Here is a 7,857-nt window from a genome sequence, read left to right on the forward strand (position 1 = left end):
CAATGCAAATCATTGTTTAGGTCCAAGCCGTCTTCTTCGTAATTTTGGGCTATATAGGCGTAGTTAATATGATGCTTAAAAATATATGACGAATAATTTTTTGTTTTTAGATCATTCAAAAATCTATCATACAGCAAATCAAACATTGGCTTGATGGTTTGATAATAAACTTCGGTAACTTGCGGGTTTTTGTAAATCAGCTCATAGTTTTCATCCATAATATCTTGCATTTTTTGATAGACTTCTTGGTCCATTGTAATATAGTCTTTGTCCAAGCTGTTGTTTATAATACTGTCGGTAATTTCTTTTATGATTCCCCTATTGGTTTGAGTATAGATTTTGGCGCCATAGTCTTCGCCCAAAACCTTAAAGACATCCTGCCTGTCCTTGCCCAAATAAGCTATTATATCGCTTATTCTTACTACGCAGCCCTCCAAAGTGCAGGGAACAAGGGATGATGAATAGTCGGGGTCTGTATAACAGCGCTCAACCATCTCGTCAAACTTTTCAAAATCATAAGGCCGCGAGGGCTTATAAATATCTTTGGGCTTTTCGCCGTTATGGCACAAAATCCCGTCTAATGTTTGCAAGCACAAATTTGACTTGGTGATTTTGTCCAATACCCTAACGCTGTGGACGTTATGGTTAAAATACCTGCCGGTATGCTTGTGGTAATTTTGGTTTAAAAATTCCTCGCCCTTATGCCCAAACGGCGTATGCCCTATGTCGTGCCCTAGGGCTATGGCCTCTAATAAGTCCAAATTTAAAGACAAAGCCTGCCCAATGGTGCGGGCTATGCGGGAAACATATTGAATATGCTGTCCGCGCCTTGTTATATCGTCGTTTTTGTAAAGCGAAAAAACTTGGGTTTTGTCAACATAACGGTTATAAAAAAGATTGTGGATAATCCTGTCCGTATCAACAATATACGGCGTCCGATAGACGCTTTGACTGCCGCTAGGCTTTCTTCTTATGGCTTCAAAGTCCTTAGCGGCGTAAGTTGAATACTGGTTGTTTCGGCGCTCCGCCTTAGCCTTTAGCTTATTTTTTACAAAATCGCTTAAACCTTGGTTCATTGAACTTTATCCAAAAAATATATAAAAAAACGGTTTTTATTTAGTGTATCAAAATAAATAAAAACATGCAATATCTAATGTTTTTGACGCTACATTAGGAATAACATTAATAAATTATTTTTAAAAAATTAAAACCGCTCTTTTTCAGAGGGCTTGCTTGGACATTTCTTTTCTGAGCCTAAAGATAATTTTCTTTTCCAGTCTTGAGATGTAAGATTGGGAGATGCCCAGCATATCGGCCACTTCTTTTTGGGTTTTTTCGGTCTTGCCGCCCAGCCCGAATCTTAGCTGCATTATTATTTGCTCGCGGTCGTTAAGTTTTTTTATGGCTTGCCACAAAAGGTCGTTTTCTACCGATGTTTCTATATTTTTATACACAAGGTCGGATTCCGTTCCCAATATATCGGACAGCAAAAGCTCGTTGCCCTCCCAATCCACATTCAAGGGTTCGTCCAGCGAGATTTCGCTTTTTAGGCGGACTATGCGCCTAAGATACATCAGAATTTCGTTTTCTATGCAGCGGGAAGCGTAAGTCGCCAGCTTTATTTTTTTGCTCACATCAAAGGAATTGACGGCTTTTATAAGCCCTATCGTGCCCACGCTTATTAAGTCTTCAACCTCTACGCCCGTGTTGTCAAATTTTCGGGCTATATAGACGACAAGCCTTAAGTTCCGCTCTATCAGCTTGGATTTAATTTCCTGGTCGCCGGCTTCCAGTCTTTCCAACGCCGCGCGCTCTTCCTCTATGTCCATAGGCAGCGGCAAAGATTCGCTGCCGTATATGTAATTTAAGTAATTTTCGCATTTTTTCCCAAACAACTCTTCCAAGATTTTGGACACCAAATTAACTAAAAACATAACGACCTCCAATGTATTTTTATAAAAAATTTATATTAACGCCGGATGGATAAGCGCTTCATAAGTTTGTCCTCCGATAACATTTTGAGCAAATCCAAGCATTACATCATATATCGTATTCACTTTATCGCCCGAATATATCAAAATTTTGTCTGGTTTTATAATTAATATTTGGCTTGTGTCCGAGGCTGTTCCGTATTTGATAATTTTCGCGCTTTTTATTTTGGGTTTTTGGCCCTGGGCAAGACTAACAATACTTTCGTCGTTTAAAAGAGAGTAAAGCGTTTTTTGATTGACCACTACTACGGGCAGATTGCTGTCGGGGTCATAAAGATTATTGCCGCTGTCTATCAGCCCGTTAAGGCTGATGGATTTATCTTGGTAAAAGATTTGTATTTTTCTTATAAACGGCTTTAAATGCTTGGCGCGGCAGGTCGCAATAAAAAACCTAACAGCGAAAAACACTGCCAAAACTATGCTCGCTATAATTACGCCTATAGGATAGTCGTTATAATAATTAATTTTAAATGCGCTGTTAATATCCCGCCCTAAAATATATAATACGGCTATGCTCATTCCGCCCAAAAAAAATGTAACGCCCAAAAAGGTCGCAAAAACCAAACAAAATTTTTTTATTTTTGTTTTTTTCAAAATTATCAAACAAATTAGCCCCCCGCTTACGGCTTTTAGGAGAACCAATAAAATATTATGGATATTAATCAATGGAATCAAAACCGCGCAAAATGTTCCAAAAATCGACGCCAAAATAATACGATGCCGAATTATGTTTATATGCAAACATTTGGAGGTTATAATCAAAATCGCGAGCGTGATAAAAAAATTGTCTAAGATTACATATTCTATGTAAACTTCCATAGTCTGATTATATATGCCCAAAATTAAAAAATATTTCGCTCTTTGTCAAAAAAAACATACAAAAAAAGACCAAGATTTTTTCTTGGTCTTTTTAAGGCTATTTTATATTTTATTATTTTTTAAAATGTTTTTTTATCCAAAGCGGGATATCGTCGTTATCGGGGTCGGGATTGATTTTGGATAAGAAAGTTTCAGCCGCCGAGTTTTCGGGCTTTTTGAAAGGCTCCAGCGCAATTTTTTTGTCGGATTGGGCGCTGTAAAAGCCCGTCTTGCCTGAGGGCACATAAGAAGAAACCGATTTGTCAAAGCCCGTGGCGATTATGGTTATCACTATCTTGCCGTTTAAAGAGGCGTCCAGACCGGCGCCAAAAATAATATTGGCGTTTTTGTCGGCGACTTCTTTCACAAGCTCAACGGCCTCGTTTACTTCGTCAAGCGTTATATCCATCCCGCCAAAGATATTAATCAATACGCCTGTGGAGTAATCTATGGTGGTGTCAAGCAAGGGGCTGTAAACCGCTTTTTTGACCGCGTCAATGGTGCGGTTTTCGCCGCTACCCTCGCCTATGCCCATATGCGCCATGCCTTTGTCTTTCATTATGGTCAAGACATCGGCAAAATCCAGGTTGATAAGGGAAGGCACTACGATAAGGTCGGTTACGCCTTGAATGCCCTGCCTTAACACGTCGTCGGCGTATTTAAACGCTTCTACCATGGGCGTGCCTTTGGGGAATACTTGCAGTAGTTTGTTGTTGGGCACTATTAATAGGGTATCCACTACTTTTTTTAACTCTTGTATGCCCTTTTCGGCGTTTGCCATGCGCACGTTTCCCTCAAAGCTGAAAGGCTTGGTAACGACGGCTATGGTCAAGATGCCCTTTCTCTTGGCTATCTCGGCGATAACGGGAGCAGCGCCCGTGCCCGTGCCGCCGCCCATGCCCGCCGTGATAAACACCAAGTTGGCGTCCGATATCAGTTCTTCTATGGCGTCCCTGCTCTCTTCTGCCGCTTTCCTGCCGATCTCCGGGTCCGAGCCCGCGCCCAAGCCCTTGGTAAGCTTGGCGCCGATTTGAAGCACGATATCGGCCTTGGACATCCTAAGCGCCTGTAAGTCCGTGTTGATAGATATAAACTCAGCGGACTTTATATCTACCGCTTTCATTCTGTTTATTGCGTTGCCGCCGCCTCCGCCTATTCCTAGCACTTTGATTTTGCATACAGGAGCGGTCAAATCGTCAAAATTGGCCATAAATTTTTTTATCCTCCGTAAAACGACCTATTTGGTATGAGTCAGCGCAAGATCCAGCAATCCTGCGATTTGGGAAAACTGCGGTTTGTCAAGCATAGGCACCGAGGGTTTCAAAATCTCTATGCTTGTTCCCAATACTTTTTCAAAAATATCTTTTGCCCCGCGCATATTGCATATTTCGCCGCCTGTTAGATAAACCGAAGTATACTCGTCAAAATGAATAGCAGCCTTTTCAATGTTTTCGGCGATAGTTTCAGCCATATTATACAAGCCTTCTATTACCAGCTCATTGGCCTTTTTTGCCGATACCGCGGCTGAATACTCGTCAATAATATATCTCTCGTTGTCGCTCGGGTCCAAAGTCAATACTAGCTGTTGTTTTAATGTTTCGGCTTGGCTGTAAGTTATATCAAGCCCTTCCATCAAAATCACTGTTAAAAATCCGCTGCCCGAGGCAAAGTTTTGTAACGATGTTATGCCTTCGCCTTGGGCGCAAACAACGCTGGACGCAATATGTCCAATATCCAATATAACCGATTTTTTTTCGGCCGCCTTGTCCTCTATTAGATATAAATACTGGCACAGCGGCGAGCCCAAATATATCGCGTCGCTAATGCCCGCAGTCTCCAAAATAGCGTTTATTATTTCTATAAAAACTTTTTTGGCGTAAATATAGCTAACTTTGGCGCTTATTTTGGAGGTCTTGCTTTTGGGGTATTTCAGGGTTTTGAGCCCGTCCGCCTCAAAATACACGGGCGAACGGTTAATGAGCTTATACTCGCGGCTTAACACGGTCGCGCCTTCGTCAAAAAGCCTGTCTATATCGGACGGTTTTATTGCCTTGGGGCGCGGAAACGACAAATTAACATCTTTTATTAAACATTCTAAAAAATCCGCGGGAACGCCCACGAATATTTTGTCAATAGGGTTGCTTTGGCTCTTTACGGCGTCAAAGGCTTCCAAAACGCTGTCGGCTAGTTTTCTAGGTTCAACAAATTCGCCGTTTGTGTATCCGTCGTAAACCGCTTCCCCCGCGCCGCTTATGCTAAAAGTGTTATTGACGCTCCTGCTTCCGATCAATACCGTAATATGAGAAGAGTCAATTGACAATATCGCCGCTTTGTGTTTGCTCATTAGTTTCCTTATGTATTTTTATTATCTTAATTATATATTGAAACAAGGTTTTAAGTCAAGATTAAATGTTGACAGTAGTATTATATATAAGGCTTTAAAACTCAATTTCTTCGGGTCTGTATGAGGCTTTTAGGTTGCCTTCATGGTCGGTATAAGCGCAAATCACGCCGTTCGCGCGGTAAAGCGGCGTATGGTTATACAGCGAAAACGCTATCTGGACTTTTTCTTGAAGCCTGTTGGTATAACTTAAATGTATGAAAACTCCCGAGGTTGTTTTTAGGTATATGTCGTTGCTTTTTCTGAAATAATAAATTTTTTGGATCAAATCAAAATACTCTTGCCCTATATTTTTAACGCAGCAGAAAAGATTAATAAGGTCGTTTTGGGCTGTTTTATGCATTAAAAGCGCGCGCCCTTTTTGCGCGGCGCCCATATCAATATCGTCTTGGGCAAATAACTCGCTTAGGTTAACGGGTCGGGTATTGATTATGTCTATAACGGTAAGCTCTTCGCTGATTATATAAAACACATTTTCATATTTTATGTAACAAGCCTTGGCGCGTTTTTTGGCGTGGATTACAAGTTTGTCGGGGAATTTTCTTTCTAGTTTTATTACCTTTACCTCGGGAACGCTCTCAGTGATTTTTTGTATTATCTTGGACTCGTCAAGAAAAAAAATGCTTTGGGGCTCTATTTGGGCGCTGTCTTTGACTTTTTTGCATAGCGGCGCGTCGTCGGCGTTTATGATTATCGCCGAGATGTTTTTTACGCTAAAGACCGTGCTGTTTAGAGTTATCATAACAGCCAAAAAGGTCAAAATAGAAAATAAAATTATCAGCTTTTTTCGCAAATTTTCTCACCCCGATTGGCATTATAAAATAAAAAAAGCCGATAATTTTATAAAAAAATGACCTATAATGGATATTTTTTAATATTTTTATGAAAAAACCGAAAAATTCCCTTAGCCGTAATAACCCAAATCATATAGGACATTTTTGCGCTTGCGCCAGTCTTTTATGACTTTGACATACAAGGTCAAGAACACTTTTTTGCACAAAATGAATTCCAGCTCCTCTCTGGCTTTGGAGCCTATCTTTTTGAGCATTGAGCCTTTTGAGCCTATTATTATGCCTTTATGGTTGTCTTTTTCGCAAATTATTAGCGCGTCTATCTCCGCTATATTGCCGTCTTCGTATCTTTCAATTTCAACCGCCACGCCGTGCGGTATTTCTTGCTGCAGGTAAAACATCGCCTTTTCTCTTATGATTTCGGATATGCGCTCGGTTATGCTTTGGTCGGTTATTTGGTCTTGGGGATAAAAGAACACATCGTCTTTTATATATTTTTTTAACACATCTATCAAAACATCAATGTTTTTTCCTTTTAGCGCGCTAATCGGCACTATTTCGCTTATATGCTCGTAATGCCTTAACTCGTCAATCATAGACAATACTTGGTCAGGCTTGGCTATGTCGGTCTTGTTGATTGCCGCTATGACGGTGGCGTCCTTGTATTTTTCTATTATTTCTTTGTCCGCGCATGTTAAGCCGTCTGTGGCGTCAAACACAAGCAATATTATGTCGGTTTCTTCGGACGCGGCTTTTACTTCTTTCATCATGTATTCGCCCAAAACATTTCTGGACTTAAAAACGCCTGGGGTGTCCGTAAATACCAATTGGGTATCGCCCTGAGTCAATACTCCCGTTATTCTTCGTCTAGTGGTCTGGGGTTTGGGCGTCACTATGGCTATTTTTGTTCCTATAATGGCGTTAAGCAAGCTGGACTTTCCCACATTGGGTCTGCCCAAAATTGCGACAAATCCTGATTTCATTAGATACTACTTCACCTAAATTTTTTATATTTTAATTTGTTTGATATTGTAACAGATTAGCTTTTTTATGTCTATGTTTTAACTTGGCGGGTTTTAAAGCAATTTTTGCCAATTTAACCTTAATGTTGTTAAAATTAATATTGATTAAGATTATAAATTTTAATATAATAATATAATATAGATATTCCATTTAGGCAATAAATTCCATTTAAGGTAATAAAGTTTGTTATACCGCGGCGAAGAAATATCCATAAAATTAAAAAGAACCTTTGATAAGGCTTTTCAGGGCGACGCTTCCGCCCAAGTTAAGATTGGCAATTGCTATTATAACGGCGAGGGAGTAAAACAAGATTATGAAAAAGCCGTATATTGGTATACCTTGGCCGCAAAACAAGACAATAAAGAAGCCCAGCTCCGTTTAGGCTTATGTTATAAAAACGGGCACGGCATCGCCCAAAATTATCAAAAGGCGCATGACTGGCTCAAATTAGCCGCGATTTCTGGCGACGCTTTGGCGCAATTTCATTTGGGTATTTTATATGAATTCGGGCTGGGCGTAGAGAAAGACATAAACAAGGCTCTAAAATGGTACAAGCCCTCCGCCCGTCAAGGTTATGTCGATGCGCAGTTTAAGTTAGCGACATTATATAATCATTCCAAAGATATTCCTCAAGACGCGGTCATGTCGGCTTATTGGTATGCGCAACTTGCCGAAAAAGGCTATCCCGAAGCCCAAACTTATTTGGGCGATTTTTTCAAAACAGGGCACGGCGTAGAAAAGGATTATAAAAAAGCGGTCTATTGGTACTCAAAAGCCGCCCAAAATAATTATC

At 40.3% G+C, this 7,857-nt stretch carries 8 protein-coding genes; 1 reads left to right on the forward strand and 7 read right to left on the reverse strand.

All coding sequences use genetic code 11. The annotated features are described in order from the left end of the window. The 7 genes from GX756_03360 to GX756_03390 form a co-directional block, all read right to left on the reverse strand. Positions 1-1,076 (reverse strand): HD domain-containing protein (locus tag GX756_03360; protein ID NLC16897.1); only part of this gene is annotated, 1,076 nt, incomplete at its 3' end. A 144-nt stretch (positions 1,077-1,220) separates the two neighbouring features. Further along, on the reverse strand, positions 1,221-1,934 hold the full coding sequence (sigE, locus tag GX756_03365; GenBank protein NLC16898.1) for an RNA polymerase sporulation sigma factor SigE: 714 nt from the start codon (positions 1,932-1,934) through the stop codon (positions 1,221-1,223). Between the two features lie 30 nt (positions 1,935-1,964). Further along, complete coding sequence (locus GX756_03370) at positions 1,965-2,810, reverse strand: hypothetical protein (protein ID NLC16899.1); 846 nt, start codon at positions 2,808-2,810, stop codon at positions 1,965-1,967. A gap of 112 nt (positions 2,811-2,922) precedes the next feature. Continuing rightward, positions 2,923-4,059 (reverse strand): cell division protein FtsZ, encoded by a 1,137-nt coding sequence (gene ftsZ / locus GX756_03375; GenBank protein NLC16900.1) that lies wholly within the window; start codon positions 4,057-4,059, stop codon positions 2,923-2,925. A 27-nt stretch (positions 4,060-4,086) separates the two neighbouring features. Beyond that, positions 4,087-5,193 (reverse strand): hypothetical protein, encoded by a 1,107-nt coding sequence (locus tag GX756_03380; protein ID NLC16901.1) that lies wholly within the window; start codon positions 5,191-5,193, stop codon positions 4,087-4,089. Between the two features lie 94 nt (positions 5,194-5,287). Next, complete coding sequence (locus GX756_03385) at positions 5,288-6,043, reverse strand: FtsQ-type POTRA domain-containing protein (GenBank protein ID NLC16902.1); 756 nt, start codon at positions 6,041-6,043, stop codon at positions 5,288-5,290. Positions 6,044-6,154: 111 nt separating this feature from the next. Beyond that, positions 6,155-7,024, reverse strand: a complete 870-nt coding sequence (locus tag GX756_03390; protein ID NLC16903.1) for a GTPase Era — start codon at positions 7,022-7,024, stop codon at positions 6,155-6,157. A gap of 223 nt (positions 7,025-7,247) precedes the next feature. Between GX756_03390 and GX756_03395 the strand changes: the two genes are divergently transcribed. Further along, positions 7,248-7,857: sel1 repeat family protein (locus GX756_03395; protein ID NLC16904.1), on the forward strand; the 610-nt coding region annotated here is incomplete at its 3' end.

This window comes from Clostridiales bacterium, assembly GCA_012512255.1.
Taxonomy (GTDB): domain Bacteria; phylum Bacillota; class Clostridia; order Christensenellales; family DUVY01; genus DUVY01.

Bases quoted from the DNA above. Each gene is read 5' to 3' on its own strand.
- sigE (NLC16898.1), bottom strand. From the start codon at position 1,934: ATGTTTTTAGTTAATTTGGTGTCCAAAATCTTGGAAGAGTTGTTTGGG.
- GX756_03370 (NLC16899.1), bottom strand. From the start codon at position 2,810: ATGGAAGTTTACATAGAATATGTAATCTTAGACAATTTTTTTATCACG.
- ftsZ (NLC16900.1), bottom strand. From the start codon at position 4,059: ATGGCCAATTTTGACGATTTGACCGCTCCTGTATGCAAAATCAAAGTG.
- GX756_03380 (NLC16901.1), bottom strand. From the start codon at position 5,193: ATGAGCAAACACAAAGCGGCGATATTGTCAATTGACTCTTCTCATATT.
- GX756_03390 (NLC16903.1), bottom strand. From the start codon at position 7,024: ATGAAATCAGGATTTGTCGCAATTTTGGGCAGACCCAATGTGGGAAAG.